The organism is Pseudemcibacter aquimaris (genome assembly GCF_028869115.1).
In the GTDB taxonomy this organism is placed as follows: Bacteria; Pseudomonadota; Alphaproteobacteria; order Sphingomonadales; family Emcibacteraceae; genus Pseudemcibacter; species Pseudemcibacter aquimaris.
In genome coordinates, this window is the sequence record NZ_CP079800.1 from 2890064 (window position 1) to 2915530 (window position 25467).

Consider the following 25467-nt stretch of genomic DNA (forward strand, 5'->3'; position numbering starts at 1 on the left):
TTTTGTAAATTAAGGATATAAAACAATATGTTGCGTGAAAAATTTAACCAGGCGATGAAAGAAGCAATGCGCTCTAAAGACAAGCGTCGCCTTAGTACAATCCGTCTTATTATGGCGGCAGTAAAAGACAGGGATATCTCTGTCAGAACCGAATCAGATAGTAAAGTTGGTGATCCGGAAATCATTGAAATCCTTTCAAAGATGGTCAAACAACGCAACGAAAGCCACAAAGCCTACGAAGAAGCAGGCCGCACAGAGCTTGCAAAACAAGAAAAAGATGAGATTGAAATCATCAGTGAATTTCTGCCTCGTCAGCTTAGCGATGAAGAGCTTGAAGCAGCCGTAAAAGAAGCCATTGAAAATACTGGCGCATCGGGCCTTAAAGACATTGGTAAGATCATGGGCCAATTAAAAGGACAATATTCCGGCCAAATGGATTTCGCCAAAGCAAGCGCCCTTACCAAAGAATTACTCTCTTAAACAAATATCAAAGACAAATTTCAAATTTGGTGATATTGATATTCATTATTTGCAATAAGAAGTATCACAATGGGATTTACACCGGATTTTCTGGATGAAATAAGAAACAGATTACCGGTCAGCGACGTCGTTGGCCGCAAGGTGCGCCTAACCCGTAAGGGTCGGGAACATACCGGCCTGTGCCCATTCCATAATGAAAAAACACCATCTTTCACCGTTAACGATGATAAAGGGTTTTATCACTGTTTTGGCTGTGGCGCACATGGCGACGTGATCAATTTCACCCTTGAAACAGAAGGGTTGTCTTTTCCGGAAACCGTAGAAAGACTTGCGGGGCAAGCAGGCCTTCAAATGCCTGAAAATAGCCAATATGACGCCAAGAAAGCCAAAGTCAAAAAAACGCTTTATGACTTAATGGAAGCGGTAACCCACTGGTTTGAAACGCAATTGATGGCTGAAATCGGACGTGACGCCCGGGATTACATTCAAAAACGCGGCTTAACAAAACAAACCGTTAAAACATTCCGCCTTGGCTTTTCCCCAAATAACAAATCGGCACTAAAAGATGCCATGCTGGCTAGATCAGAATTTACTGAAGAAATGCTGATTGAATCCGGCATGCTGATAAAACCTGACGATGGCGGTGATAGTTATGACCGTTTTCGTGGCCGCATCATGTTCCCGATTACGGATAGGCAGGGTCGTGTGGTTGCCTTTGGTGGGCGCGCCATGTCCGCGAATGCCAAGGCCAAATATCTAAACTCACCCGAAACACCGCTGTTTCATAAAGGTAGGCTTTTATATAATTTAAGTGGTGCGCGAAAAGCGGCCTTTGAAAAAGGACGTCTTTTGGTCGCAGAAGGTTATATGGATGTCATCGCCCTTGCACAGGCAGGCTTCCCCGAAGGGGTTGCTCCGCTCGGCACCGCCGTCACAGAAGATCAAATCAGGGAAATGTGGCGACTTGCGCCGGAACCTATGATGTGTTTTGATGGCGATAAAGCAGGTCAAAGGGCTGCCCTTAGGGTTGTTGACCGTGCGCTTCCATTATTAAAGCCGGGACACTCATTAAAGTTCGTTTATATGCCCGACGGCGAAGATCCTGATAGCTTTGTTGCCGGTCAAGGGGCACGTGCCTTTGACCAATTGCTTACTGATGCAGTACCGCTTGCCAAAGTTCTTTGGAACGAATTGATTAGTGATGTTGATTTTAGCACGCCAGAACAACGCGCGGGACTAGAACAAAAAATCGCACGCGTGTTATCAGAAATTCAGGATGAAAAAATCCAAGGATACTATGAAAGTGATTTTGGCAAACGGCTAAAAAACTTGTTTGGTGGCGATTTTGTGCCCGATATTAATCTGCATGAAACAGAACAAACGCCAACACAAAAAAAGAATCAGCAAAAATCATGGTCAGATAACAGATACGAAAAAGGCCGATATCCAAGGAAAAATGCAGATAAAGGCATCGGCAATTTAAATAAAACAAAAATCGGTATGTCGATGCAATTTTCGCTTCTAGACCGCGAAAGGCTAATCATTCTAACGGTTTTAGAGCATCCATGGCTGCTTGAGCGCCATGAAGAGCTGTTTGCGACCTTTGAATTCGAATCGGAAGAGCTTGACAAAGTCCGTAATGAAATCATACGTATAACAAGTCGCGACTCGAACCTTGAAAAAGAAAACCTGAGACACCACCTAATAGAAAACGGTATGGGCCAGGCGATAGAAATCATATTCAGGCAAGGCGTGTTGACAGCCCAAAATTTTATTGGGCGGCAATCTTCCCGTGAAGACACGGAAGAAACATGGTTGCATTCAATAAATCTTTTCCAGCTGGATAAACTGGAACAGGATATAGCAGCTTATGGTTCGAAAGAGTTAAACGAAGAAGATTATGCGCGCTTGCAAGCCCTGAAAGAAGAGCACTCCGCAAGCTTAAAAAGATTAACTGAAGTGTCGGAATAAAATTCCGAACGAAATAATTTTGAATTAATAAATTTTTTGAGGTTTATAAATGGCAGAAAAAGCCAACAAGGCAAAAAAAGAAGAAGAAACAACCGACGCACCGGTAGTGGACAGCCAAAAAGCCGTTAAAAAAATGATCGCAGAAGCGAAAAAACGCGGCTACATCACATATGATGCCCTCAATGAAGCGCTTCCGCAGGATCAAATGTCATCCGAGCAGATCGAAGACGTTATGACAATGTTATCCGAAATGGGTATTAATGTTGTTGATAACGCCGATACGGATGAAGCCAGCGAAAAAGAAGACGCGGAAGAAGAAAAAGCAAGCACCACCGAAGAGGCAAAGCCGGAAGCAAAAGCACCTGCTGACCGGACAGATGATCCGGTTAGAATGTATCTTCGTGAAATGGGTAGCGTTGAGCTACTTTCCCGTGAAGGTGAAATTGCAATCGCGAAACGTATCGAGGCAGGCCGCGAAACAATGATTTCCGGATTGTGCGATAGTCCGCTTACCTTTGATGCTCTTGCTGCATGGGGTGAGATGTTAGAGGAAGAAGAAATTCTTCTTCGTGATGTGATTGATCTGGACGCTATGTATGGGAATGACCCAACGCAGGAAACAGATGCCACACCGACAGCCTCTGTTGAAGAGATCGAAGAAGACGACGACGACGATGTCACCGACGATGAAGACGCACCTGAAAATCAGGGCGAAAACGAAGACGGCAGCAACATGGATGAAGGCGTCGAAGAAAATGATGACGATGGCGTCACCATGTCTCTTGCCACCATGGAAGAAGCCCTTCACCCGCGTGTCATGGAAATTTTTGCAGAGATCAGAAAAGTTCACAAGAAATTCGCAAAACTGCAAGAGCTTCGTCATGAATCAAATATCGGCAATACTCAGCTAACACCAGCGCAGGAAAAACGTTACCGTAAATTAAGCGATGAACTAATCGTTCTTGTTAATAATCTACGCTTGAATAACAACCGTATCGAAGCTCTCCTTGAACAGCTTTATTCATCAAGTAAACGCCTGATGGGCCTTGAAGGAAAAATGCTGCGCCTTGCGGAACGTTATAAAGTGAGCCGCAAATCATATCTTGATAATTACTGGGGCCGCGAACTTGACCCAACATGGGTTAAGGAAATGTCAGGTGAAAAATCAAAAGGCTGGGACAGCTTTATTGGCAATGAAGCGGATATTGTGCAAAATATGCGTGATCAGGTGAAAGAAATCGCTAAGGATGTTGGCCTTAACATTTCAGAATTCCGTGTGATCGTAAATAAGGTTCAAAAGGGTGAAAAAGAAGCCCGTATCGCCAAAAAAGAAATGGTGGAAGCGAACCTTCGCCTTGTAATTTCGATTGCCAAGAAATACACCAACCGTGGCCTTCAATTCCTGGACCTTATTCAGGAAGGAAACATCGGCCTGATGAAAGCGGTTGATAAATTTGAATATCGCCGTGGTTATAAATTCTCCACTTATGCGACATGGTGGATCAGACAGGCCATTACCCGTTCGATTGCGGATCAGGCCCGCACAATCCGTATTCCGGTTCACATGATCGAAACGATCAACAAACTTGTACGTACGGGTCGTCAAATGATGCATGAAATTGGCCGTGAAGCGACGCCGGAAGAGCTGGCAGCACGCCTCTCTATGCCGCTTGAAAAAGTGCGTAAGGTGATGAAAATTGCTAAAGAACCAATTTCCCTTGAAACACCGATCGGTGACGAGGAAGATTCACATCTTGGTGATTTCATCGAAGACAAAAACGCAATCCTTCCTGTGGATAGTGCCATTCAGACAAACTTGCGTGATACGACAACACGCGTACTTGCAAGTCTGACACCACGTGAAGAACGCGTTCTTCGTATGCGTTTTGGTATCGGAATGAACACCGACCACACCCTTGAGGAAGTCGGTCAGCAGTTTTCCGTAACACGTGAACGGATCAGACAGATCGAGGCAAAAGCACTTCGCAAACTGAAACATCCAAGCCGTTCCAGAAAGCTTAGAAGCTTCCTTGATAAGTAATTCTTTAGGCCCATCAAATTGGTGGGCCTAAAAAAATTTAAAATGAATTAAATTCCCCCTATTCATTCAAATTATTATCTGCTAGTTAAGCAGTCTATCAACGTTTTGGGGGCCTGTAGCTCAGTTGGTTAGAGCAAACCGCTCATAACGGTTTGGTCGCAGGTTCGAGTCCTGCCAGGCCTACCACCCCCATAGAAAACGCTTATTTTTCCTTTATTTTTCAAGCCCTTTAACCATTTCCCCCACAAAAGACCATGTAAAATCCACATAGTCTTCAAGCAACGCTTTCAATCTTATATTACAAATTTCATCATAAAAGTGTCCCATCTCGAACGGGTAACTATAGAGGGGCGCTCTATAAAAAAGAGTAAGAGGAAGTAATATGAATACGATGGCAGAGGTATTAGCATTTCCCGATTATGACACAATAAAAAAGAAACAGAATGCTGCTTGGGGGGCGGGAAATTATTCTCTTATCGGATCAACACTTCAACTAACCGGCGAAGAGCTTGCAGAACGAATGGATCTTCGTCCTGGTTCAGCAGTACTTGATATTGCCGCCGGAAACGGCAATGCATCACTTGCCTTTGCCAGACGTTTTTGCAATGTAACCTCCACAGATTACGTTGATACACATCTTATCAGTGGGCAAGAAAGGGCACTTGCCGAAGGACTTGATATTCACTACATGCTCGCGGATGCAGAAAATTTAATGGTTGAGTATGGCACGTATGACGCTGTGGTTTCCACATTTGGAGCAATGTTTGCCCCAAATCAGGAAAAAGCCGCCAGTGAAATGATCCGTGCTTGCAAAAGAGGCGGGAAAATAGGTATGGCAAATTGGACACCAGACAGTTTTTTTGGGCAGCTGTTTAATATAATAAACCAATTTGTCATACCGCCACAAAGCGTCAAATCACCAGCTCTTTGGGGAACTGGTAAATGGATCGGGAAAAATTTTGGACGTTCTGCAAAAGAAATTGTAACCGTTGAAAAACAATTTTTCTTCAGATACCCCACTCCACATTTTTTTATCGATTTTTTCCGTAAAAACTACGGCCCGGTTCACAAGGCATTCCTAATACTAAATCCTGATGGCCAAGATAAATTGGAAAAAGAAATACTGGCCCTGATTAATAAATTTAATATTGCTAAGGACGGTACGATGAAAGTCCCTTCTGAATATCTGGAAGTAGTCATCACCAAAGAATAAACCTTATAAACCCCTCCCCCTCAAACTTATGGCCTTCTGTTCTGTACCAAACAGAAGGCATTTTTTTATACTCATTTCATAAAATGGTCACGTAAAGAATGTAATAGATTGTTTCAAATTCGTTATCCTGATTATAATGAGAGCCATTATGAAACTGACACGTCGAAAAATTGTAATTGGTGCCAGCGCACTGGCCTTTACTGGATTAGCATTAAACCTGAAATCAACGGGTTTAAAACCACGCAAATCTGAAAGCAGGCTTTATGGCCCATTGATCATTGATCCTGATGGTATCCTCGATCTACCGAGCGGTTTTGAGTATAAAGTCATTTCAGAATTAAACGATGTTATGGATGATGGATATCATGTTCCAGACCGCGCCGATGGCATGGGATGTATTCCGCTTGATGGAAATAAAGTCGCACTGATTAAAAACCATGAAATCCGCTTAAAAAGCCAAGACCCTGTTCAATCAAAAAAACAAATACCATTATTAAATGTTGCATACGATAAATCAGATAAAAACGAACCGCATCCCGGTGGCACCACAACACTGATTTATGATATGGAAAAAGGGGTTCGCCTTAACGAATATCGCAGCTTGATCGGAACGCTTAATAATTGTGCTGGCGGGGTAACGCCATGGGGTAGCTGGCTTAGCTGTGAAGAAAATGTCACAAAGGCAGGTGATAACGCAACAAAGGATCATGGCTGGGTTTTTGAAGTACCTGCTAATATGGATGAACTATCCGAACCCGTCCCCCTTAAAGCAATGGGCCGATTTAATCATGAAGCAGCAGCCGTTGACCCAAAGACCGGCATTGTTTACATGACGGAAGATCGTCCCAATAGTTTATTTTACAGATTTATACCCAATGAATACGGAAAACTCGATAAAGGCGGAACGTTACAAGCACTTGCTTTAATGGACGCAGCCAAAAGCCAAGATAGCCGAAATTGGGAAACTGACGACTATCAAGTCGGCGAATGGTTTGATACACGTTGGGTTGACCTAGAGGACATAGAAAGCCCAAATGATGATTTACGCATACAGGGCTTTCAAAAAGGGGGCGTCATTTTTGCCCGCGGCGAAGGCATTCATTGGGGCGATAATGAACTTTATTTTTGCTGCACTTCAGGTGGCAATAAAAACCTTGGCCAGATCATGAGGTACCAACCTTCCGAATTTGAAGGCACACCGCAAGAAGGCAACAGGCCCGGAAAATTACAGCTTTTCTTTGAATCAACCGACCCAAGTGTCTTTAATTACGGCGATAACATTACCGTTGCACCGAACGGACATCTTTTCGTCTGTGAAGATCAATATACGGCGGTTGTCGATAACCATCTTGTGGGTATTACACCTACTGGTGAGGCTTATTCATTCGGTAAATTAAGGTTACAGACAGAACTTGCCGGTGTTTGTTTTTCACCGGACGGATCAACAATGTTTATCAATGTATATCAACCGACAAAAACACTTGCCATCACTGGGCCATGGGACCAAATTAAAGCATAATTGAAGTTTCTTTTTTCGTTTTTACTGGTAAAAATATGAGCGATGAAAAAATCGAAACTTATATATGGCCCCGATCCAATTTTTAAGAAAACCTCTTCAAAGGTTGAATGCTTTGACGAAGAGAATAAAGCTCTCTGTCAGGAACTCACCCATCTATTATATCAGGAAAATGCTGTTGGTGTGGCTGCACCAATGATCGGCGCCTTAAAACGCATCATAGCTTATGATTTACAGGAAAATGGTAACAATCCAGTCGTCATGATTAATCCTGAAATTACCAAAAACTCAGAAACAACACAGTCTTTTTCCGAAGGCTCAATTTGCTTCCCCGGTGTCAGTGCCGATATTTCAAGACCTGATGCCATCACCGTTCGTTATCAGGACATTGATGGTTCAGAACATTCGCTTGACGCGGAAGGGTGGCTTGCCACCGTTATCCAGCACGAAATGGATTATCTGGATGGGAAAACGATTTTCGATTATCTATCGCCCATGAAACGTAAGATGCTTTTTAAGAAAACAAAGAAACATCAAAAAGAAAATAATCTTTAACCGTCACTTTCCTGAAAAAACACCCATGCAATAAAGGCCGTCGATAAAATAAGCGCAACGGTGGTTAAAGAAATTGACATTTCCTGAACGTCAACGCTTGAAAATAATGCTGTCCAGTGGCTCGCTTGTTCAGTGATCCAACCCCATGGTGCAAAGAGTGCAAACAAAATAAATGAAACCGCATATGATAATTTTAAAATCAATTTTCTGCGCAGTTGAAATTTCTTATGTTCATGTTCAACTTGCCTGATGACTGTATCAGAAAAACCGTCGTCACTAATATCAGCAATATTGCGCAATTGATCCTCAAGCCATTTATCATTTTCATTATTCATCGGGTTTTCCATTTCGTCTTCAAATAATTTTAACATGCCGTCACCATTTTTGTAGAGGAAAGTACTTTTTTTAAATTTGTCTTTCCTCTGGTGTGATGTGATTTCACTGTGCCAAGTGGCATGCTCATGATGTCTGATATCTCGCTGTGGCTCATTCCATAAGAGAAAGAAAGCGTCAGCACGGAACGTTCATTTTTATTAAGTTTACTGATTGCTTTTTCAAGATCAATTTTCACTGAAATATCTGTCCCGCTATTATCTTCGATTTCCGCTTCTTCCAATGTTTCGGTTGGAAACGACATCAGCGGGTTCGTGGAATTCTTTCTGATATGCTGTAAAAATGATCTATATGCTATTGAGAAGAGCCAGGCTTTAAAACTCCCCTTAGCCTTAAATGTCGAAATTTTTCTATACGCCAATAAAAATGTTTCCTGCGCCAGATCATCCGCAAGGGCAAAATCACCCTTGGATAATCGGCGCAGATATCCTCTGACAGCGCTTTGATGTTCTTTCACAAGATAACCAAAAAAGCGGCGGTCTTTATTTATGATAGCAGCAGTGATCCACTGTTTTTCATAATCATTCATGGCGCGCTTTCAAAACTATTCGGACTGCTTCTTGCCCAAACAATAAACAAGATAATACCCGACACCCAACACAATTGGAAATGATGCAAGGCCGCTTACGATTTGTGGTGCCTCGTCATCTGGAATGACTTGCGCTAAAATTAGCATTGCAATACCTAAACTAATCAATATGACGGATTTCCTTAAGTCCTGAAAAGCGGCACCATGTGCTTTCCCGCCTAATGCCTTAATTGTTTCTGGGGTTAATGACTGACCGGAATCGATGGCTTTATTGATCGTTTCCTGGATTTTCTCTTTATCCTTACTCTTATAATGATAAACAACCCACATTCCCAAAACGATACTGCCAAAAACAGTCATCGGAATTAATACATCTTCCATTTTTTCATCCTTTAAATTTTAAAAATTTGCGTTTCTATCACTATAGATGCCAATTCTGCCACATTTGGATGCAATAGAATTGAAAAATTATGCATGAGTGATAAAATATCCATGAAACACAAAGGGATTTATTATGTTAAAACAATTCATCGCAGTGATTATGATCATGGCATTGCCATTTACGGCGCACGCCAAATTATCCGATAAAGACAAACGTAAAACGCAGGAAATGCGTCAAGAAGTACTCGCCCAGCTTTATGAAAACAACCCGGAAGCACGCGACCTGATCGCAAGCTCAGAAGGATACGCCGTATTTAACAATGGTGGTGTTAACCTAATCCTTTTATCCGCAGGCAGTGGTAAGGGCGTCGCTCATGACAATAGATCCGGCGAAGATATTTATATGCGCATGGCAACAGGTGGTGTTGGTATCGGCCTTGGTATCAAGGATTACAGAACCGTTATGGTTTTCCATAAACGTGCCATGTTTGATCAATTCGTTGATAAGGGTTGGGACCTATCCGGTCAGGCTGACGCAGCGGCAAAAATCGATGACAATGGCGGTGAGGCAAATGCCACAGATTCAGTGGTCAGTGGCATTACCGTTTATAACATGACCAAAAAAGGGCTTGCACTCCAAGCCACAATTCAGGGAACAAAATACTGGAAATGGGATTAACCATTCCCAGTATTGAAAGAATTTACGAGCGCGCATTCGCAAGGATGACGCGCTCTTTTCTTTTGGGGTTTAGGCCGAAACAAATTCTGATGAGATTGTTTCTTTTAATCACAGCTTCTATTAATCCCCAGCTGATAAGGTATGTACCTATTAGGATAAAAACAAATTCAACAATCCCGTTAAAACCCCAATCAATAATGTAATATCCAATGATGATCGTAACGGATTGATGCAAAATATAAAATGGATAGACAATTGAATTACCATAGTTCAGAAATTCATTTCTGAAATTAAGGTGGTGTTTTGCAAACCCTAAAATAGTCGCAATCCAAGACCATTTAATAATCATTTCCACCAAATCCCATTGAATAACATCAAGTGGTGTATCAAAATGATATTTAATCAGGTTAGTGCCATATGCAAGAAGCGCAAGCGCAAGTGCTTTATATCTGTTTCTGGCAAAAGCATCCCAGACGGTCGGCATTCTGACAAATAAAACCCCCATAATCAGAATATAAATATAGATAAAATGCCCAAAACTATCATCGATGATATTGTGGGTAATATCGTTATCCCCTCTATAGAAAAAGACCGCAAGATAAAGAATATAAGGTGCCCATAAAATACGTGCGCCACGTGATAGCCAGTTTTCAATTTTTGATAGCAACTTATGTCCAGCTTCACTATTAGCAAAGAAGATAACCGGGACCAGAACAGCCGTATAAGCAAAAAGATACACCACATACCACATATGATTATATGTCGGTACAGGGGTTAGCATTCCATCCCAAAACTGACCTGTGAAATACTGGGTTGTCCAAAACTGCCAAAAACCGGGTTCGATAATCCCTTTTTGTAGTGCTTCGAAATATGGCTGTGGCGCAACAATGAATATCGTTGCTACAAAGGCCGGAATGAACAATTTTACCACACGTTGTTTTAAAAAGGACGCCATGGTCATTTTTGTCATCATCACACTGATGGCCACACCGGAAACAAGAAACAATAAGTCCATACGCCACTGCGATGTCAGCATCATGAATGATCTTAAAAGACTGCTGTCATGTCCGCTTTCAATATGAAACGGCCAATCAACAAACATCATGCCTGTATGAAAAAAAACAAGATAGGCAAAAGCAAGTACCCTGACCCAGTCCAGAAAATGCTGGCGTTTATTATAGACATCCAAATTCATCGAAATTCTCCAATTCAAAATTAAATCATTGAATTCATGATGCATTTTTGGGAAACTCTTTGCGATAAGAATGGGATAAGTGAACGGACAAAGTGACAATCGGTTTATCACTTGTGATAAGCGGCACCTATCCTGTGACAAGCGGAACAGTATAAAATGATACAAACGATTAAACGTCACTGGAAAATGTTACTTGTGGTTTTCAGCTACATGACATTTGAAGCAATTGTACGTTCCACTTCACTCATTATGGAATATGAAAATCGTGGTGATCATATAGCCGCGTGGAAACCATTCGTTTGGGAATTTACGAGCACATATATGATATTTGCCTTAGTTCCTTTTATCATCATGTATGATGAACGTTATCCCATTGCCAGAAAAGAATGGTTCAAACGAATACTCATTCATATCCCACTAAGCATGTTATTTTCCATCGTGCATGTAATGGGCATGATCGCCATGCGCAAATTGATCTTTAGTTCTGTCGGTGATGTATATTCAATGGATGATCTTGATTACATGATCCTTTATGAATACCGCAAAGACCTTACGGCATATATCAGTATCCTGATAGTCACTTATGCTTACCGGGAAATTTTAAGATTGCGACACGGGGAAGCGCAAATTGAAAAATCTGAAGAAGAACGCATCATGGTCAGTAAATCCGGCCAGTTTAAATTTATCGATCCCTTAAGTGTCAATTGGGTTGAATCTGCCGGTAATTATGTCGAATTACATGTAGGTGAAGATACATATATGTTACGCGCAACCATGAAAGACATAGAAAACCGCCTTGGTGATAAGGAATTTGCGCGAATCCATCGTTCTGCTATAGTTAGAAAAGATTTTATTGATAGTATCAAGCCTGCCTCCAGTGGGGATAAACAATTAACGTTAAAAGACGGCACAAGTTTACGCGTATCAAGACGATATAATGAAAATTTAAAAGCTGCATAAAATATAAGGAGAAGGAAATGAAAAACTTACTAAAAATTGCACTGCTTGCCGGTGCTGCATCGGTCGCGATAACCAGTGCATCCAAAGCGCAAGATATGCCATATGAAGAAATAGAAGGCGTATGGGCAGAACTGCCTGACGGTCGTAAATGGGGTTCAACCAGTACCGTTTATTACGGTGGTGACGGAACCATTTGGGCCGCAGAACGTTGTGGCGCAAACGGCAACTGTCTGGATACGCCGGATATTGATCCTGTTATGCAAATCAGCAAAGACGGTAAAATTCTTAAAACATTCGGTAAAGGTTTAATCGTATGGCCACATGGTATCCATGTTGACCCAGATGGCAATGTGTGGATCGCTGATGGTCGCGGTGACGAAGAACGTGGTGTTGGCCATCAAGTTCATAAATTTAGTCCAGACGGCGAATTATTAATGTCCCTTGGACAAGCCGGTAAAGCGGGTAAAGGTGCCTATACATTTGACCAACCATGCGATGTACTCGTTGCACCAAACGGTGATATTTTCGTTGCCGATGGTCACTCACCACGTGGCAATAATCGTGTTGTAAAATACAACAGCAAAGGCGAGTACATCATGGAATTTGGTGGTGACGGTGCTGAGTTCGGTGAAATGTATGAACCACATAGTTTGGCTATGGATAGTCAAGGACGTCTATTTGTCGCAGACAGATACAATGACCGAATTCAAATTTTCACTCAAGACGGAGAATTTATCAATTCATGGCGTCAATTTGGCCGCCCAAGCGGTGTTTATATCGATGCCAATGATATTCTTTATGTTGCCGATAGTGAAAGTAATTCAGGCGGCACACGTAACCCTGGATGGGACCGCGGCATTCGCATAGGTAGTGCGAAAACAGGTTGGGTAACGGCATTCATTCCTGATCCTGACAAGGGCGTTGCCTTTAGCCGTGCAGAAGGTGTAACAGCCGATGATGAAGGCAACGTTTACGGCGCAGAAGTGGAAGAAAGAAATCTTAGAAAATATGTTCCACGCGGTACTTTGCCTAGCCCTTACTAAGATTCATATAACAAAGATTATATAAAGTTAACACGATGTATCCTGACAAATTCAGGGTACATCGTTTTTTTTATTTCGTTTAATTCTCATGACTTAACAACAATTAACATTGTCACATAAATACAATATAGCTGACATGTAATTGTAATATTTCTGACATATTTTTTTCTGCAAGAGCGTCCATAGTGCGCCGAGTATTTAGTACCGATTCATTCAGGTGGGAAATGAATACATAAGAGAGCAGAAAAATGACCAAATCTATTTCAACGCGCATATTGGTTGGCTTTATTGCCGTCATTCTGGCGCTGACAATTGTAAATTTTTATTCATCATCAAAATTGTCCACACTAGGCGCAACCACAAATCAAATCGTTGAAGTATCCGATGTTGTTCAAAGCGTGAACCTTTATACTGAAAGTGTAACCAGCCAAGTTGCCGCGATTAGAACACTTGCTTTTTCAGGATTAGAGCAAGACAGATTGACCGTCGAAGAACAACGTGAAAAAACGCTGACATCGCGTGAACGTATGCTTGAGATTATTTCGCATACCAATCAGGAAGATATGGTCACAGAAATTAATAATTCATCCAAAAGTTTTGACCAGATTTTTGATCAGATTGTTGGCCGCCTTGGAAGCAACGATGATGCTCTACAGGTTATTTTTATGGGTTTAACAAAATTAAACACATCATCTGTTACTTTAAAAGAATTCCTTGGCGCTCAAGAAAATACGGACGTTAGCTCCAAAGCTGCTGAAATAACCGCGCTTCAGCAAAAAATCACACAATCCAGTCTGGATTATCTTGGATCATATAGCGAACAGGATTATGAACTTGCCATCAACGCATCCGAAGAGCTTGATACCATAATCCGTAACGCAAACATGGCGTTAAGAAGTTTAAGCCGTAGAGAGAAATCAGCCCTACGGTTCGCCAGCCGTGATAACGGTCTTATACGCCAAAACATCCGGCAAAATTATGCCGTTAACATCGCCATGAGCGAAGCCCTTCAACAATTATCAGATCAAGCAAAAGCCATTGAAGCTTTAACAGCAAGCTTAAAGGATAAAGCATATAGCGACCAATCAGACGCACTCACAGGAATGCTTACCCAAGTGGATGAGGTTCAAGCAGAAAATAGAAATGGATTATTATTTGGCGGGCTTGGTGCAATATTGCTTGCGTACTTCATTGGTAGATCCGTTTCAAAACCACTCACAAAAATTTCAGAAACTGTATCATCGCTAGCATCCGGGGAAAAATCATCACGTATTCCATATCAAGACAGACCTGATGAAATCGGCAAACTTGCAAAAGCTGCAGAAATATTTAGACAAAATTCATTTGAAATGGAACGTCTATCCGAGGAAAGAATTAAAACCGCAGAAGAAGCAAGACGTGCAGAAGCCGCACGTAAACTAGAACAAGAAAAAGAAGAACAGGAAAGACAAAAAAGACGAGAAGAGCGAATGATCGCCAATCAACAAGAACAACGTATGGCACAGCTTTCTCTCGCATCTGCTTTGGAAGAAAAAGTTTCTAATATTGTAACGACAGTATCAACCATGACTGCACAATTAAGAAGCAGCACACAGGAATTAAAAAGCAATATTGATAAAACCAATTCACTATCCATAACCGCAAAGGCCAGCTCAACCAAAACACAAAATAACGTTAAGCAGGTTTCAAACGGTATGTACAAAATGGATGACGCAATTTCACAAATTAACATTGAAACCCAAAAATCAAGGTCCATTGCTGATGAAGCCACATTGGTTTTAAACAATTCACAAAATCAGGTCATCACATTATCCGAATCAACATCACAAATTAGAAATGTAATAGCCCTTATTCAGGATATTGCCGAACAAACACAATTATTAGCACTTAATGCCACAATCGAATCAGCACGTGCCGGTGAAGCAGGCAAAGGGTTTGCTGTTGTTGCCAATGAAGTAAAGAACCTTGCGTCACAATCATCAAACGCAACAATTGAAATTGAAAAACAAGTCACTGAAATGATTTCATCCACTGAAAAAACAGTTGAAACCATGTCCGACTTGAAAAATGCTATTGAAAATATGACTTCAATGGCCTTATCAATCGCAGAAGCCGTCGATAACCAAACCGAAACCAGCAACATTATTGAACGAAGCGTAATGGAAGCTGCCAATGATATGACCTCATTACTATCTGATATTGATGAAGTAACATTAAAAGCTGAAAGTTCCGACCAGGTCGCCAGAAACGTTCTTGATGCCACTGTGGAATTAGAAAAACAAACCGAATATCTAAATGTGGAATTTAATGACTTCCTGATTAACATCAGAAAAGAAAGTTAAAAAATAATCCACAACCCTCCCATAAAAAAAAGCTCCGGTAAAAATTTACCGGAGCTTTTTCTTTTTAAATTTTAAAATATTTTATTGCAGAGCCCATGCAAGTGGAACAACCATTGTTAGCTGTGCGTCTGATGCATCAGCAGGTGGTGTTGGAAGCGGGCTTACACGCTTCATAAGCTTTGGGATCTCACGATCAAGAACATCGTGGCCTGATGATGCCTTGATTGAATGTGCAACGATATTGCCTTCACGGTCTACATTAATTTCAACCTGAACTTTGCCCTCAAGTTCTTTACGAAGTGCTGCACGTGGATATGTTTGTTTTTTAGCAATTTTCTTAGAAACTTCTTTTTGCCATCCGCTGATGTCTGCTGCTTGTGCAGATGTTGCGAAACCTGAAATCGCGATAAAAGATGCTACTACTACTGATACGATTGTCTTAATACTCATTTTAATCTCTCCAACTGTATTTTGACTTAACTTAAAAAACTATTTTACTTAACTAAATCCCTTTCGGGTTATTCAACTAAGGATAGTTATAGTCATAAAAAGTATACAAAAGTTTAAATATAAAATTTTATCTAAATTTTTTTCACAATTTTGTGATAAAAACTTCATTTTTTAAAATTAAATTTGATTTAAAGCTATATTTTACAACAAAAATTTCATTTTTTAGTAAAAACAAAATTTTTCAATATTTTTCACGAATCACATAAAAAATCGCAATTTTTCATTCACGCAAACAAAAAGCCCCGGCAAACCGGGGCTACTTTATATAATATATATGGTTGTATTTATACTAGTCTTATTGTAGTGCCCAAGCTAGTGGAACAACCATTGTAAGCTGTGCATCAGATGCGCCTGCAGGTGGTGCAGGAAGTGGGCTTACACGTTTCATCAGTTTTGGAATTTCACGGTCAAGTACATCATGACCTGATGATTCTGTAACTGAGTGAGCAACGATGTTGCCTTCACGGTCTACATTGATTTCAACTTTAATTCTGCCCTCAAGTTCTTTACGAAGTGCTGCACGTGGATATGTTTGCTTTTTAGCAATTTTCTTAGTGACTTCTTTTTGCCAGCCACTGATGTCTTGTGCATTTGCTGTTGTTGCGAATCCGGCTACTGCCATTGTAACTGCAACGAATACTGATACCATTACTTTACTTAACTTGCCCATTTTAATACTCCTAATCTCTAATCACTTTAGTCTATACTTAGTAACTTAATAGAAATTCCCCGGCCCATTTGTGAAACTCACTTTTAAAATTTTGGGAAACCTCATCCGCAATTGAAACTATATGTAGAAATGGTAAACTGAAACTTAATGATAAAATTTTAACTAATTAAAAATGGCTTATTTTAAAGGTTTTTCGCCCTAAAATTGCCAAAAAATTTTATATAATTTAAATAAATTTATTTATATATTGTGCTGTTAACGCACTGAAAAAAAACAACTTTAAGGATTATTTGTCGTGAAAAACACATTAAACACGTTAAAAATTTCATTTTTTTTGATATTTCTTAATTTTTTTACCGCAAATGCACAAAATCCATTAAATTCCAGCGAAATCGAACGTTATTTAAGCTCTTTAAAGACCATAGAAACAGCGTTAAATGCGTATGAAAAACAAAATCCTGATGCGGAAAAAGAATCGATTCTTAATCTCTCGCCTAACGATATGCCATCCAAAACCCCCATTAGCGGCAATTTAAAATCATTAGAAGCGCATCCCACTTATCCAAATTTTATTGAAGCGATAAAAAAACATAATTTCAATTCTGCAGCAGAATGGGCAAATACCGGTGACCGTATTATGAATGCGCACGCCGCCTATCATTTAAATAACCCACCACCTGGGGATAATAAATCCATTGCAGACATTATTAATGAAATGGAAAGCCAAAAAGAAACGATCGCCAAAAACAGATATATCAGCAACGATCAAAAACAAACCTTATTACAAAAAATTGAAAACGGGGTAGCATTACTGAATGATCCAAATTATATTAATAATGAAAATATTAAGATCATCAGCCCCTATATAAAGAGGCTTAATTCATTATTCGAGGAACCCCAATGACCAGAACAGAAGTTTTGCGCATCCAGAAATACCTAAACAGCAAATTCGACAGCACACAATTCACTTTGAAGAAAAGTCAATCTGCTGATGACAGTATGGAAGTACATTTGGGCGATGAATTCATCGGTGTTATTTACCGCGACGAAGACGAGGGTGAGGTATCCTATGCCTTTAACATGGCCATTCTGGAAATGGATCTTCCAAACGCTGCGGACGCGTCACTAATCTAAAATCACTGCGAATTAAGAACTAACGGTTTTAAGTTCACTGGACGCTTGTTTGATGATTTGAACACTTGCGACGGTGGATAATGTTGCCATCAATACAGCCACGATAAAATCTGGCCAACCTGTATTGGTGGCAAATACGCCTGATGCTGCAATAATGATTGCTAAATTACCGATGGCATCATTTCTGGAACAAAGCCAGATTGATCGCATGTTACTATCGCCAGTTCTGAACTGATACAGAAGAACCGCACTTACCACATTCGCGACCAGTGCAACAATACCCACGGTTCCCATTACACCGGCAAGCGGTACTATGGCTTCACTGGCATTCGTAAATGTTCTGGCAAAAATCCATATTCCGAGCACCCCCATGCTGATCCCTTTTAGCATTGCAACTGATGCTCTTACCTTTAATGAACTTCCCAGAACAAGTAAGGTCACACCGTATGTCATGGAATCCCCAAGGAAATCTAATGCATCTGCCTGCAGTGATACTGAATTGGCATAAAAAGCTGTGCTGAACTCGACAATGAACATGACTGCATTGATTATAAATACAACCCAAAGCGCCTTGCGAAAGCTATCCACTTTCAACTGGTCTTCTTGAATGTCATGATCACAACAAGCCATAGATAAGCCCTAATTCGATAATAACTTCTTGATAGTGTCTTTTTTAATGACACAATTTATGATTTTACTATATAGGCTTACTTTTGACTATGACTTTTCGCATTTGGAGGATAAATTAACAAAATGCGTCACTTATATCATTATTGGTTTTCCCCATTTTCCAGAAAAATTCGCATCGCCATGCTGGAAAAAGAGATGGAATTTGAACTTGAACTTGAGCTTCCATGGAAGCGCAGGCACGAATTTCTTGTGCTTAATCCGGCGGGTACTGTTCCTATTCTGATCGAAGAAGATGGAAGCACCATTTGCGGCAATGTGGCACTAACGGAATATCTTGATGAAGCATATGATCAATTTCCACTTTTAGGCAAAACGCCTTCTGAAAAAGCGGAGGTCAGAAGATTAACTGAATGGTTTGATGATAAATTCAATACAGAGGTAACCGAACTTGTCATTAGTGAAAAAGTGATGAAAAGATATCTTAAGATGGGTGAGACAGAAGCCGCGGCCATCCGTTTTGCCAATCAAAACATCAAACATCACTTACAGTATATTTCGTACCTGACGGATAGACGAAATTGGTTGGCTGGTGATGATTTTTCATATGCCGATATTGCAGCGGCAGCGCATATTTCATGCGTCGATTTTTTTGGTGATGTACCATGGGATCATTATCCGGAAGCACGTGACTGGTATGCGCGCATCAAATCACGCCCATCCATGCAGAAAATTCTGAAAGACAATATCGCTGGTTTTATCCCGTCCAAACATTACAGCAATCCCGACTTTTAAAATGATAAATACAATAAAGCAGGACATAACCGAATTGGCGCAAGCCGCGGGGTTTGATGTTGTGCGTTTTACACTTCCAACAGATTTACATGAAAATGCATCACATTTTGATGATTTCATCAAAAATGAATTTCATGGCGAAATGAAATGGATGGAAGAAAAAGCGGATAGACGTAAAGATCCACTGACACTTTGGCCGGATACAAAATCCATTATCATGCTTGGGAAAAATTATGGCCCGAGTACAAATCCGCTGGATTTTCTAGAACTAAAAGAATACGGCAATATATCCGTATATGCTTTAGGGAAGGATTATCACGATATTGTCAAAAAACGGCTTAAACAAATTGCCCGCGAGGTCCACCGCAAATATGACGCCGAAGTCAAAGTATTCGTTGATACAGCACCCGTCATGGAAAAACCACTCGCAGAAAAATCCGGCCTCGGTTGGCAAGGAAAACATACCAATCTCGTCAGCAATGATTTTGGTTCATGGTTATTCATTGGCAGCATTTTCACAACACTTGACATTGAACCTGACGAAAAACATAGCAATCAATGTGGGTCATGCCAGTCATGCCTTGATATTTGTCCGACGAAAGCTTTCCCTGCCCCTTATAAACTGGATGCCCGCAAATGCATTTCTTACCTGACCATTGAATATAAAGGCCACATTGATAAAGAGTTTAGAAAACCGATGGGTAACCGCATTTATGGTTGTGACGATTGTTTATCAGTTTGCCCATGGAATAAATTCGCGGTCAGAACAGATGAAAAACAATTCCATTCGCGAATTGAATTGGACTTTCCAAAATTAAGTGATCTTGCCATGCTTGATGATCCAACCTTCAGAACAGTTTTCTCCGGCTCCCCCATCAAACGTATTGGTCGCGATTATTTCATTCGCAATGTTATGATTGCCATTGGTAATAGTGATAATAAAAATTTTATCCCACTTCTAACCGATAAATTAAATGAAGAAAGCCCTTACATAAGGGCCATGGCCGTTTGGGCATTAAATGAACTATGTTCTGAAGATCAGTTTATGAATTTTAAAGAAAAACATATTGGTCAAGAATGTGATGATGATGTTCTTGCTGAATGGGGTTAACCATCAATAAGTTTCAAATTATCTTCAGCCAGTTTCTGTAAATCGGTCTCAGGATATTTTTCAATAATTTTTCGCCATTCAACGCGCGCTTTGGCATCCTGATTTAACATACGGTAATTGGCACCGCTTTCAAAAAGGATGTCAGGATGATTGGGTTCAAGTATTAACGCCTCGTTCAAATCAAGCCGTGCTTTTACATGCTCACCCATTTTGCGGAATGTTTCCGCACGATATAAAAACGCATCTATGCGTTCATAATTTATCTTTAACGCATTGGCGAAATCTTCAACAGCACTTTGATATTCTTCACGGTCCGCTTGTAATAATCCACGCTCAATATAAAAATCATACGTAAGCGCCGGTATTTTTTCGAGCGCCAAGATTGCAACCGTATAAACATGATAAGCCTGATCATATTTTTCAGCCATTTGCCATGATCTGGCGGCAAGATATCTTAATTGCGATGAAAGAAGATCCGTATTTTGCGCAGCGAAGCTTCCAATGTCTTCGCCTTTGGAAACTTTTTCTGCAATCATTTCCAGTATTTCTGCTGCCTCATCATACCTTGATTGTTGATAAAGAGATAATGCCTCGCAATGCTGTGCAGGAACACCGCCACCATTAACATGCCATTCTTTCGCTGTGATCAAGGATTTCTTGCTATCTTTTTCAACTTCTTCAATACACGCCATATATTTTTTTGCCTGATCAGCGTCACTTGACACTTGTGCCAATGCTGGTGAACTGAACAATAAAATAAAGAAAACCATGTATTTCATAATTGATATGCCTGTATTTGGGTTATCATTCACTGTATAAATATAATCCTGAAAAATGCAAACTGAATAAACTGGACCATCATGAACCTTTTTTGTTTCGGGCAAGGATATACAGCCACAAGACTAATTTCGTCATTATCAAAAGAAAAATGGCAATATTCCGGCACACGACGGGATCACGGGGAAATTTGTTTTAATGGTACGGGGCCAATAGAATATATAGAACGCCATCTTAAAGAGGTTACACATATATTAATATCAACACCACCAATGGCAGATATTGGTGATCCTGTCTTTCATTTTCATGGAACAGATATTGAAAAACTTCCATCATTAAAATGGGTTGGTTATTTATCCGCAACCAGTATTTATGGTGACCATAATGGGGATTGGGTTGATGAAAAAACACCCGAAACCCCAAGCGGGGAACGCGGCGAGCAACGATTGAATGCTGAAAAACAATGGAGATCTCTTGATATTCCGCTTCACATATTCAGGCTCGCTGGCATTTATGGTCCGGACCGCAATCAAATAAAATCAGTTAAAACGGGTACAGCCAGAAAAATCATAAAAGAAAACCACGTCTTTTCACGTATTCATGTGGATGACATTGTTTCAGCACTCGTGACCTCAATGGATACACCAATCCCCGGTATTTATAATCTATCGGATGACACACCAGCATCCACCGCAGATGTGCTTGATTATATTTGTGATCATTTGGATTTGCCGTTGATTGAAGGCAAAAATATTGCAGGTACCGATATCAGCCCCGCATTAAGAAGCTTTTATGCGGATAATAAACGTGTCAAAAATGATCACGTTAAAAAGGCATTTAATTGGGCGCCGAAATACCCATCGTATAAAGAAGGCTATAGCGCCTTATTTGACGAGCTCGACAAGCGCAGCCTTTAACCGATCAAGGTCAGCATCACTGGAAAGCCTATGGTCACCGGTTTTATTAAAACTGATAATCACGTCTTCGCTAACGACCCTATCAGCGATACGTGACGAATATTCATATGGCACATCCGCGTCCTTAAGGCCGTGGAAAAGGCGCACCGGACAATCAAGATCAATGGCATTATTCAGCAAAATATGATTTTCACCATCCTGAATAAGTCCATAAGAGACACGATATGGTTCATCGCTATATTCCGATGGTTCCAGATAGACACCATCACGTTTTAATGTTTCCCTGATCTCATCAGAATATTTTTCCCACATAAGCTCACGCGTGAAATCTGGTGCCGCTGCGATGCCGATATAGGCTTTTACTTGGGTCTTTCTAGCAAGAGATACAAGTAATCCAACCCAGCCACCCATACTGGATCCAATCACGATAAGATCACCATCCGTCAATTGATCAACAACACTAAGCGCGTCCTCAGTCCATTTGCCGATTGTGCCATCTACAAAATCTTCTGATGACCGGCCGTGACCGGAATAATCAAAACGCACGAAAGACAGCCCCAAATCCTTACAAGCGTTTTCAAGAAAGATTGCTTTTGTACCTTCCATATCGGACATATAACCGCCACAAAAAATGACGGTCGGACCAGTACCATTTGTTTTATGATATGCGATCTGGCGACCTTCTTCGCCAGTTAAAAATTGGGGTTCTTCACTCATATTAACTTCTCGATTATTATTATTTTCGGGAATATATCATAATATATATTGAAATCCTTATTTTTTAAGCATTTTTAACGTATGATTACTTGACTTGAAGCCCAAGTTGGATAAATTCCTGCATTGATGTCAATAGTAGAAAAGATGAGATCCTAATGAACGCAAATAGAGAAGTAGCCTTAACCCTGCCAGATGGCAGCGTCCGCAAATTTGATGGACCGGTGACAGGTATGACGCTTGCTCAAGATATTGGCCCTGGTCTTGCCAAGGCTGCGATTGTAATCGTCGTTAACGGCGAACAATGGGATCTGTCACGTGAAATAACGGAAGACGCCGAAGTATCCATCATCACAAAACGCGATGAAGAAGCACTTGAAATCATTCGCCATGATGCGGCGCATATTCTTGCGGAAGCGGTGAAAGAATTATACCCGGATACTCAAGTGACAATCGGCCCTGCTATTGAAAATGGTTTCTATTATGACTTCGCACGCGAAGAACCATTTACACCGGATGATCTGGAAAAAATTGAAAAACGCATGAAAGAAATCGTTGCCCGCGACGAAGAAATTATCCGCACCGAAATGCCACGTGACGAGGCCGTAGAATTTTTCCGCAACATGGGTGAAGAATATAAAGCAGAAATCATCGCGAGCATTCCGTCAAATGAACCGATTACTCTGTATAAACAGGGTGACTTCATTGACCTATGTCGTGGACCACATTTACCAAGCACCAAATACCTTGGTGGCGATACATTCAAATTGATGAATGTGGCAGGCGCTTACTGGCGTGGTGACAGTGAAAATGAAATGCTACAACGCGTTTACGGTACAGCATGGCGCGATAAAAAAGAACTTAAAGCCTATCTTCACCGTCTTGAAGAAGCCGAAAAGCGCGATCACCGTAAACTGGGTAAAGAATTAAATCTTTTCCATTTTCAGGAAGAAGCCGCCGGCATGCCATTCTGGCATCCAAACGGCTGGACCATTTACACACAGATCGAAGGTTACATGCGCCGTAAACAACGCGCACACGGATATCAGGAAATTAACACCCCGAAACTTGTTGACCGTAAGTTATGGGAAGATTCCGGTCACTGGGAAAAATTCCGTGAACATATGTACACCACAGATTCAGAAGAACGCACATTTGCACTTAAGCCAATGAACTGCCCATGTCATGTGCAGGTTTTCAATCAAGGTCTGGTCAGTTACCGTGACCTACCGATGCGTCTTGCCGAATTTGGAAGCTGTCACCGTTATGAACCGTCGGGTGCCCTTCACGGACTGATGCGCGTTCGTTCATTCGTACAGGATGATGCCCATATTTTCTGTGAAAAAGATAAAATCACAGAAGAAACAGAAACATTCTGTAATATGCTTCTTGAAATTTATAAGGATTTTGGCTTTGAAGAAGTGAAGGTCAAATTCTCTGACCGTCCAGAAACACGTGCCGGTTCTGATGAAGTTTGGGATGAGGCAGAAAAATGCCTGATCGATGCCGTTGAACATGTGGGGCTTGAATATACATTAAACCCAGGCGAAGGTGCATTTTACGGACCAAAACTTGAATTCGTGCTTACCGATGCCATCGGCCGTGACTGGCAATGTGGCACGCTTCAGGTTGATTTCGTACTGCCGGAACGCCTTGACGCCAACTACATCGGCGCCGATAATAATAAGCACCGCCCTGTGATGCTTCACCGTGCGATCCTTGGGTCATTTGAACGTTTTATCGGTATTCTAATCGAAAACCATGCGGGACGCTTCCCGATGTGGCTTGCGCCCACACAGGTTGTTGTCACCGGCATTACTTCGGATCAGGATGATTATGTAAAAGAAGTTTACGAGAAATTAAAAGCCGCAGGACTGCGCGCTGATTTCGATCTAAGAAACGAAAAAATCAATTATAAAATTCGTGAACATTCACATGCAAAAGTTCCCGCGATTTTCGTCGCAGGTGGCCGTGAAGCAGAAAATAATACAATTACAGTAAGAAGACTTGGGTCAAAAAATCAGGAAACCCTTGATTTAACTGACGCAATTAATAAACTTGTCATCGAGTCTACTGATCCAGATTTACGATAATTTAGGATTTTTGGATATAATAGGAAGGGATTTAACAAACAATGGAGAAAATAAATAGCTAAGCGACCAATGCAGGGCCCCGCGTCAAAAAAAGGACCACGGGTCAACGAGGATATTCTTGAAGAAGAAGTAAGATTAATTGACGAGACTGGTGAAAACCATGGTGCAGTACCAATTGCAAAAGCCATTGAAATGGCAAAAAATGCAGGTCTGGATCTCGTTGAAATATCGCCGAATGCTACTCCACCGGTTTGTAAAATTCTGGACTATGGCAAATATAAATATGAAGCACAGAAAAAAGCTTCACTCGCCAAGAAAAAGCAAAAAACTGTTGATGTTAAGGAAATCAAACTCCGTCCGGGGATTGAAAAGCATGACTATGATGTCAAAATGCGTTCTATTGATAAATTCCTAAACGCTGGTGATAAAGTAAAAGTAACACTTCGTTACCGTGGCCGCGAAATGGCCCATCAGGAACTTGGTATGGAAGTTCTTAACCGTGTACGCGAACAATTCGCGGAAGTGACAAAGATCGAACAGATGCCAAAGATGGAAGGGCGTCAAATGATCATGATCATGGCACCAAAATAAACGGGCATCCAATATTTATTTTTAAAGCAGGCTTTAAGGCCTGCTTTTTTTGTTTTTACGAGTCGTTTTATAACACCGATTTATAACATTTTGAAAATTCAGCATTTTTGAAAAATAGCCAATATTATGATATTATATCTGCGAAAGTGCGCCCATTGGTAGCACTACATTCTGTATTGATAAGGGTCAGCTGAACTTACAGTATAGATGCAAAAGGGACCCGCCGTTAT

At 40.9% G+C, this 25467-nt stretch carries 26 protein-coding genes and 1 tRNA gene; 18 read left to right on the forward strand and 9 right to left on the reverse strand.

Annotated elements, in window-relative coordinates:
• The first annotated feature begins 27 nt into the window (after positions 1-27).
• The 7 genes from KW060_RS13595 (at position 28) to def (ending at position 7776) form a co-directional block, all read left to right on the forward strand.
• Positions 28-480: a GatB/YqeY domain-containing protein gene (locus KW060_RS13595; protein ID WP_249035933.1), complete on the forward strand. Its 453-nt coding sequence runs from the start codon at positions 28-30 to the stop codon at positions 478-480.
• Positions 481-549: 69 nt separating this feature from the next.
• Positions 550-2451 (forward strand): DNA primase, encoded by a 1902-nt coding sequence (gene dnaG, locus KW060_RS13600; RefSeq protein ID WP_274757296.1) that lies wholly within the window; start codon positions 550-552, stop codon positions 2449-2451.
• Positions 2452-2500: 49 nt separating this feature from the next.
• Positions 2501-4492, forward strand: coding sequence for an RNA polymerase sigma factor RpoD (gene rpoD, locus KW060_RS13605; protein ID WP_249035935.1), 1992 nt, complete (start codon positions 2501-2503; stop codon positions 4490-4492).
• 109 nt (positions 4493-4601) lie between these two features.
• Positions 4602-4678, forward strand: a tRNA-Ile gene (locus KW060_RS13610).
• Positions 4679-4874: 196 nt separating this feature from the next.
• Complete coding sequence (locus KW060_RS13615; RefSeq protein WP_249035936.1) at positions 4875-5705, forward strand: class I SAM-dependent methyltransferase; 831 nt, start codon at positions 4875-4877, stop codon at positions 5703-5705.
• A 148-nt stretch (positions 5706-5853) separates the two neighbouring features.
• A complete protein-coding gene (locus KW060_RS13620; RefSeq protein ID WP_249035937.1) occupies positions 5854-7224 on the forward strand; it encodes an alkaline phosphatase PhoX in 1371 nt (456 codons plus the stop codon).
• A gap of 42 nt (positions 7225-7266) precedes the next feature.
• Entirely contained in the window at positions 7267-7776 is a 510-nt protein-coding gene (gene def, locus KW060_RS13625) for a peptide deformylase (protein ID WP_249035938.1), read from the forward strand.
• Here the strand turns inward: def and KW060_RS13630 are convergent.
• Genes KW060_RS13630 through KW060_RS13640 form a run of 3 tightly spaced genes read right to left on the reverse strand, consistent with a single transcriptional unit; the run spans position 7773 to position 9079 of the window.
• Positions 7773-8147: a hypothetical protein gene (locus tag KW060_RS13630; protein ID WP_249035939.1), complete on the reverse strand. Its 375-nt coding sequence runs from the start codon at positions 8145-8147 to the stop codon at positions 7773-7775. The two genes, def and KW060_RS13630, sit on opposite strands and share 4 nt — an antisense overlap.
• On the reverse strand, positions 8141-8698 hold the full coding sequence (locus KW060_RS13635; protein ID WP_249035940.1) for an RNA polymerase sigma factor: 558 nt from the start codon (positions 8696-8698) through the stop codon (positions 8141-8143). The genes KW060_RS13630 and KW060_RS13635 overlap by 7 nt, the downstream gene beginning before the upstream one ends.
• A gap of 15 nt (positions 8699-8713) precedes the next feature.
• Positions 8714-9079, reverse strand: coding sequence for a DUF6249 domain-containing protein (locus KW060_RS13640; RefSeq protein ID WP_249035941.1), 366 nt, complete (start codon positions 9077-9079; stop codon positions 8714-8716).
• Positions 9080-9212: 133 nt separating this feature from the next.
• Here KW060_RS13640 and KW060_RS13645 point away from each other — a divergent pair, with 133 nt between their 5' ends.
• Complete coding sequence (locus KW060_RS13645; protein WP_249035942.1) at positions 9213-9758, forward strand: lipid-binding SYLF domain-containing protein; 546 nt, start codon at positions 9213-9215, stop codon at positions 9756-9758.
• Positions 9759-9780: 22 nt separating this feature from the next.
• Here the strand turns inward: KW060_RS13645 and KW060_RS13650 are convergent, their stop codons facing one another.
• Complete coding sequence (locus KW060_RS13650) at positions 9781-10953, reverse strand: acyltransferase family protein (RefSeq protein WP_249035943.1); 1173 nt, start codon at positions 10951-10953, stop codon at positions 9781-9783.
• A gap of 156 nt (positions 10954-11109) precedes the next feature.
• On the opposite strand from KW060_RS13650, the gene KW060_RS13655 reads away from it, so the two are divergent.
• The 3 genes from KW060_RS13655 to KW060_RS13665 all read left to right on the forward strand — a co-directional run bounded on the left by KW060_RS13655 (position 11110) and on the right by KW060_RS13665 (position 15298).
• Complete coding sequence (locus KW060_RS13655; protein ID WP_249035944.1) at positions 11110-11913, forward strand: LytR/AlgR family response regulator transcription factor; 804 nt, start codon at positions 11110-11112, stop codon at positions 11911-11913.
• A gap of 17 nt (positions 11914-11930) precedes the next feature.
• Positions 11931-12956 (forward strand): peptidyl-alpha-hydroxyglycine alpha-amidating lyase family protein, encoded by a 1026-nt coding sequence (locus KW060_RS13660; protein WP_249035945.1) that lies wholly within the window; start codon positions 11931-11933, stop codon positions 12954-12956.
• A gap of 248 nt (positions 12957-13204) precedes the next feature.
• On the forward strand, positions 13205-15298 hold the full coding sequence (locus tag KW060_RS13665; RefSeq protein WP_249035946.1) for a methyl-accepting chemotaxis protein: 2094 nt from the start codon (positions 13205-13207) through the stop codon (positions 15296-15298).
• A gap of 81 nt (positions 15299-15379) precedes the next feature.
• On the opposite strand, the gene KW060_RS13670 is transcribed toward KW060_RS13665, so the two are convergent.
• Positions 15380-15748: an energy transducer TonB gene (locus tag KW060_RS13670; RefSeq protein WP_249035947.1), complete on the reverse strand. Its 369-nt coding sequence runs from the start codon at positions 15746-15748 to the stop codon at positions 15380-15382.
• Between the two features lie 355 nt (positions 15749-16103).
• Entirely contained in the window at positions 16104-16478 is a 375-nt protein-coding gene (locus tag KW060_RS13675) for an energy transducer TonB (protein WP_249035948.1), read from the reverse strand.
• A gap of 295 nt (positions 16479-16773) precedes the next feature.
• On the opposite strand from KW060_RS13675, the gene KW060_RS13680 reads away from it, so the two are divergent.
• On the forward strand, positions 16774-17382 hold the full coding sequence (locus KW060_RS13680; protein WP_249035949.1) for a hypothetical protein: 609 nt from the start codon (positions 16774-16776) through the stop codon (positions 17380-17382).
• Positions 17379-17612 carry a DUF3126 family protein gene (locus KW060_RS13685; RefSeq protein WP_249035950.1) on the forward strand — a complete coding sequence of 78 codons (234 nt, stop codon included), beginning with the start codon at positions 17379-17381 and terminating at the stop codon, positions 17610-17612. The genes KW060_RS13680 and KW060_RS13685 overlap by 4 nt, the downstream gene beginning before the upstream one ends.
• A gap of 12 nt (positions 17613-17624) precedes the next feature.
• Here the strand turns inward: KW060_RS13685 and KW060_RS13690 are convergent, their stop codons facing one another.
• Complete coding sequence (locus KW060_RS13690) at positions 17625-18242, reverse strand: cation efflux transmembrane domain-containing protein (RefSeq protein WP_249035951.1); 618 nt, start codon at positions 18240-18242, stop codon at positions 17625-17627.
• 123 nt (positions 18243-18365) lie between these two features.
• Here KW060_RS13690 and KW060_RS13695 point away from each other — a divergent pair, with 123 nt between their 5' ends.
• On the forward strand, positions 18366-19034 hold the full coding sequence (locus KW060_RS13695) for a glutathione S-transferase family protein (protein ID WP_249035952.1): 669 nt from the start codon (positions 18366-18368) through the stop codon (positions 19032-19034).
• Position 19035: 1 nt separating this feature from the next.
• Entirely contained in the window at positions 19036-20145 is a 1110-nt protein-coding gene (queG, locus tag KW060_RS13700; RefSeq protein WP_249035953.1) for a tRNA epoxyqueuosine(34) reductase QueG, read from the forward strand.
• Here the strand turns inward: queG and KW060_RS13705 are convergent.
• Positions 20142-20924: a tetratricopeptide repeat protein gene (locus KW060_RS13705; protein ID WP_249035954.1), complete on the reverse strand. Its 783-nt coding sequence runs from the start codon at positions 20922-20924 to the stop codon at positions 20142-20144. The two genes, queG and KW060_RS13705, sit on opposite strands and share 4 nt — an antisense overlap.
• An 81-nt stretch (positions 20925-21005) precedes the next feature.
• Between KW060_RS13705 and KW060_RS13710 the strand changes: the two genes are divergently transcribed.
• Positions 21006-21839, forward strand: coding sequence for an SDR family oxidoreductase (locus KW060_RS13710; RefSeq protein ID WP_249035955.1), 834 nt, complete (start codon positions 21006-21008; stop codon positions 21837-21839).
• Here KW060_RS13710 and KW060_RS13715 read toward each other — a convergent pair.
• Positions 21807-22556 (reverse strand): alpha/beta hydrolase, encoded by a 750-nt coding sequence (locus KW060_RS13715; RefSeq protein ID WP_249035956.1) that lies wholly within the window; start codon positions 22554-22556, stop codon positions 21807-21809. The two genes, KW060_RS13710 and KW060_RS13715, sit on opposite strands and share 33 nt — an antisense overlap.
• A gap of 155 nt (positions 22557-22711) precedes the next feature.
• Here KW060_RS13715 and thrS point away from each other — a divergent pair, with 155 nt between their 5' ends.
• Both thrS and infC read left to right on the forward strand, forming a co-directional pair.
• Positions 22712-24646 carry a threonine--tRNA ligase gene (thrS, locus tag KW060_RS13720; protein ID WP_249035957.1) on the forward strand — a complete coding sequence of 645 codons (1935 nt, stop codon included), beginning with the start codon at positions 22712-22714 and terminating at the stop codon, positions 24644-24646.
• Positions 24647-24715: 69 nt separating this feature from the next.
• A complete protein-coding gene (gene infC / locus KW060_RS13725) occupies positions 24716-25237 on the forward strand; it encodes a translation initiation factor IF-3 (protein ID WP_249035958.1) in 522 nt (173 codons plus the stop codon).
• Positions 25238-25467: the final 230 nt, after the last annotated feature.

Coding starts and splice junctions, on each gene's coding strand:
- thrS (WP_249035957.1), top strand. CDS start 22,712: ATGAACGCAAATAGAGAAGTAGCCTTAACCCTGCCAGATGGCAGCGTC.
- KW060_RS13620 (WP_249035937.1), top strand. CDS start 5,854: ATGAAACTGACACGTCGAAAAATTGTAATTGGTGCCAGCGCACTGGCC.
- KW060_RS13635 (WP_249035940.1), bottom strand. CDS start 8,698: ATGAATGATTATGAAAAACAGTGGATCACTGCTGCTATCATAAATAAA.
- KW060_RS13670 (WP_249035947.1), bottom strand. CDS start 15,748: ATGAGTATTAAGACAATCGTATCAGTAGTAGTAGCATCTTTTATCGCG.
- KW060_RS13645 (WP_249035942.1), top strand. CDS start 9,213: ATGTTAAAACAATTCATCGCAGTGATTATGATCATGGCATTGCCATTT.
- KW060_RS13650 (WP_249035943.1), bottom strand. CDS start 10,953: ATGAATTTGGATGTCTATAATAAACGCCAGCATTTTCTGGACTGGGTC.
- KW060_RS13675 (WP_249035948.1), bottom strand. CDS start 16,478: ATGGGCAAGTTAAGTAAAGTAATGGTATCAGTATTCGTTGCAGTTACA.
- KW060_RS13595 (WP_249035933.1), top strand. CDS start 28: ATGTTGCGTGAAAAATTTAACCAGGCGATGAAAGAAGCAATGCGCTCT.
- dnaG (WP_274757296.1), top strand. CDS start 550: ATGGGATTTACACCGGATTTTCTGGATGAAATAAGAAACAGATTACCG.
- KW060_RS13655 (WP_249035944.1), top strand. CDS start 11,110: ATGATACAAACGATTAAACGTCACTGGAAAATGTTACTTGTGGTTTTC.
- KW060_RS13660 (WP_249035945.1), top strand. CDS start 11,931: ATGAAAAACTTACTAAAAATTGCACTGCTTGCCGGTGCTGCATCGGTC.
- queG (WP_249035953.1), top strand. CDS start 19,036: ATGATAAATACAATAAAGCAGGACATAACCGAATTGGCGCAAGCCGCG.
- KW060_RS13685 (WP_249035950.1), top strand. CDS start 17,379: ATGACCAGAACAGAAGTTTTGCGCATCCAGAAATACCTAAACAGCAAA.
- rpoD (WP_249035935.1), top strand. CDS start 2,501: ATGGCAGAAAAAGCCAACAAGGCAAAAAAAGAAGAAGAAACAACCGAC.
- KW060_RS13710 (WP_249035955.1), top strand. CDS start 21,006: ATGAACCTTTTTTGTTTCGGGCAAGGATATACAGCCACAAGACTAATT.
- KW060_RS13705 (WP_249035954.1), bottom strand. CDS start 20,924: ATGAAATACATGGTTTTCTTTATTTTATTGTTCAGTTCACCAGCATTG.
- KW060_RS13615 (WP_249035936.1), top strand. CDS start 4,875: ATGAATACGATGGCAGAGGTATTAGCATTTCCCGATTATGACACAATA.
- KW060_RS13715 (WP_249035956.1), bottom strand. CDS start 22,556: ATGAGTGAAGAACCCCAATTTTTAACTGGCGAAGAAGGTCGCCAGATC.
- KW060_RS13640 (WP_249035941.1), bottom strand. CDS start 9,079: ATGGAAGATGTATTAATTCCGATGACTGTTTTTGGCAGTATCGTTTTG.
- KW060_RS13665 (WP_249035946.1), top strand. CDS start 13,205: ATGACCAAATCTATTTCAACGCGCATATTGGTTGGCTTTATTGCCGTC.
- def (WP_249035938.1), top strand. CDS start 7,267: ATGAAAAAATCGAAACTTATATATGGCCCCGATCCAATTTTTAAGAAA.
- infC (WP_249035958.1), top strand. CDS start 24,716: ATGCAGGGCCCCGCGTCAAAAAAAGGACCACGGGTCAACGAGGATATT.
- KW060_RS13630 (WP_249035939.1), bottom strand. CDS start 8,147: ATGTTAAAATTATTTGAAGACGAAATGGAAAACCCGATGAATAATGAA.
- KW060_RS13690 (WP_249035951.1), bottom strand. CDS start 18,242: ATGGCTTGTTGTGATCATGACATTCAAGAAGACCAGTTGAAAGTGGAT.
- KW060_RS13695 (WP_249035952.1), top strand. CDS start 18,366: ATGCGTCACTTATATCATTATTGGTTTTCCCCATTTTCCAGAAAAATT.